This is a genomic window from Oleiphilus sp. HI0125 (assembly GCF_001635355.1).
The window spans coordinates 1-2,313 of sequence record NZ_LWGF01000452.1; the positions used below are offsets into that span (position 1 = coordinate 1).

The following is a 2,313-nucleotide window of genomic DNA, read 5'->3' on the forward strand; positions in this document are numbered from 1 at the left end:
GGCTGCCACATAAAGAGAAACTTAACCTTTCGCGCGGCTTACGTATTCGCCAGTACGCGTATCGATTCTCAACACTTCACCAATATTAATAAACAAAGGCACGTTAACCACTGCGCCAGTGGTTAGTGTTGCTGGCTTTGTACCACCTTGCGCTGTATCGCCCTTCAAACCAGGATCTGTTTCTACAACTTCAAGTTCAACAAAGTTTGGCGGTGCTACGTTTAATGGCGCTCCGTTGTATAAGGTTACAACGTAGACGTCTTGTTCTTTCAACCATTTTTGCGCTTCAGCCACAGCATTCTCATCTGCACCGTGCTGTTCAAAAGAACCGTCGGTCATCATGAAGTGCCAAAACTCACCATCGGTGTACAAATACTCCATATCGTGCTCCATTACGTCAGCACCTTCTAGAGATTCACCAGACTTAAAGGTACGCTCCCAAACACGTCCAGTTTTGAGGTTACGCAGTTTTACACGGTTAAACGCTTGTCCTTTACCCGGCTTTACATATTCGTTCTCAAGGATCGAACATGGGTCGCCATCAAGCATTCCCTTAAGGCCACCTTTAAATTCGTTTGTTGAAAAATTCGCCATTTTATCACCTAACTGTCCCTACTTAATTTGTAGGCTTCTGATACAAAGTGCAATAACTAAGCAGTAAACAGCTATACCGCTACCACTTTCAGTTACTAAAGTGTAGATTATGCGGCCGATCTAAGCGGCCAAAAAGTGGCGGCAATCATACACGCTTCGGTTTATTCTGTCGAAATACTCGTCTACGTATTAGCACTATGCAAGAACACATTCAGCATTCGCCTCTTATCGCTCGTTCGATCGACCAAGATTGGCAATCGATTTACAGTCAAAGCACACTGACTGTCGGCGATCTATTAACGCAGCTCGGCCTAGACGCGCACCCCTTAGCAACACAACAAACGCTCGATTTTCCACTTCGTGCACCGCAGCCCTATCTCGATAAAATCAAACCTAACTCACCCAATGACCCCTTGCTTTTGCAAGTTCTACCTCAGACTAGAGAATTCGAACAGGTTGATGGTTTTACAGCTGAACCCTTACTCGAACAAGATTACTCGCCCGTCCCTGGTTTAATTCATAAATATCAGTCTCGGGTTTTGCTCGTCTTAACGCAGGCCTGCGCCATACACTGTAGATACTGTTTTAGACGTAATTTCCCTTATTCAGAGCACCAGCAATCTCGCAAACAATGGGACAATGCTCTGGCTTACATTCTGGAAAATAAGCAAATTAATGAGGTCATTCTAAGTGGTGGCGACCCACTAAGCTTGCCTGATAAATACCTATCCGATTTGTTACATCGTATTGATTCTATCGCGCACATAAAAAGGATACGTATTCATACGCGAATGCTCCCTAGCCTGCCGCAACGAATTAGCGATCCCTTTATCGAGATTCTCAAGACACTCAACAGCAATATTGTTTTTGTTGCGCATTGCAATCATGAGAATGAATTGGGTGACGACACGGCAATTGCATTTAGAAAACTCAAAGCCGTCGGCGTTACCTTACTCAACCAATCAGTATTGTTAAAAGACATAAATGATAACGCAGGCATCCTGCAAAATTTGTCAGAAAAGCTATTCGATCAAGGCGTATTGCCCTACTACCTTTTCACCCTCGACAAAGTAGATGGCGCAGCACATTTTGATTTGAGCCGAGAAAAAGCAAAAGAGATTTACAAGCAGTTATCCGCCTTGCTACCTGGGTTCCTACTTCCCAAACTCGCTGAAGAATGTCCGGGGGAAACAAGTAAATCCATACTTACTTGGTAAGCCTTGCGAAACATTAACCCGAACCTTGTCACTTAATTAAAAATGTTTGCTCTTAGGGCTCAGCAATAGCGAATTTCCCTGCTATTATAAGGAGATAGAACTATATGCTGACTAAGTGTTCAGCCTAATAACCAATTAAAACCGACAAACATCAACAGGAAGAACTACAACAGATGTTGGGTCCAGACCTTGAGCTTTTGATAAGTATCCCCGAACAAAACTTGGGTGAACTTTCATACACTGATTCCACCCCGGAAGCCTTTGCTGACTGGGTCGCGAATCTGCCCATGGCGAATTTAGGCGAGCTGTCTCGTCAACTATATCGTGCGATTAATGAACTAAATCGCCTTAAGTGCAAGCCAGAAACTCGCTCAAAAATGCTTGAGGACATTCGTAAACCTATCCATTACGCATGCGAAGAGCTGTCAAAACATTTTCTTAACGCATCTATCACACCTCAAGAAAAGCAACGCAAAGTTATCAACCTTGTCACGAGCCTTCA

2 protein-coding genes and 1 pseudogene are annotated in these 2,313 nt (G+C 43.8%); 2 read left to right on the plus strand and 1 reads right to left on the minus strand.

The window, feature by feature from the left end:
- Positions 1-21: 21 nt before the first annotated feature.
- Positions 22-594 (minus strand): elongation factor P, encoded by a 573-nt coding sequence (gene efp, locus A3762_RS06020; RefSeq protein WP_068754527.1) that lies wholly within the window; start codon positions 592-594, stop codon positions 22-24.
- 197 nt (positions 595-791) lie between these two features.
- On the opposite strand from efp, the gene epmB reads away from it, so the two are divergent.
- Positions 792-1,811, plus strand: coding sequence for an EF-P beta-lysylation protein EpmB (epmB, locus tag A3762_RS06025; protein WP_068754529.1), 1,020 nt, complete (start codon positions 792-794; stop codon positions 1,809-1,811).
- Between the two features lie 173 nt (positions 1,812-1,984).
- A pseudogene (locus A3762_RS06030) lies at positions 1,985-2,313 on the plus strand (GTPase); the annotation flags it as partial.

Coding starts and splice junctions, on each gene's coding strand:
- efp (WP_068754527.1), bottom strand. CDS start 594: ATGGCGAATTTTTCAACAAACGAATTTAAAGGTGGCCTTAAGGGAATG.
- epmB (WP_068754529.1), top strand. CDS start 792: ATGCAAGAACACATTCAGCATTCGCCTCTTATCGCTCGTTCGATCGAC.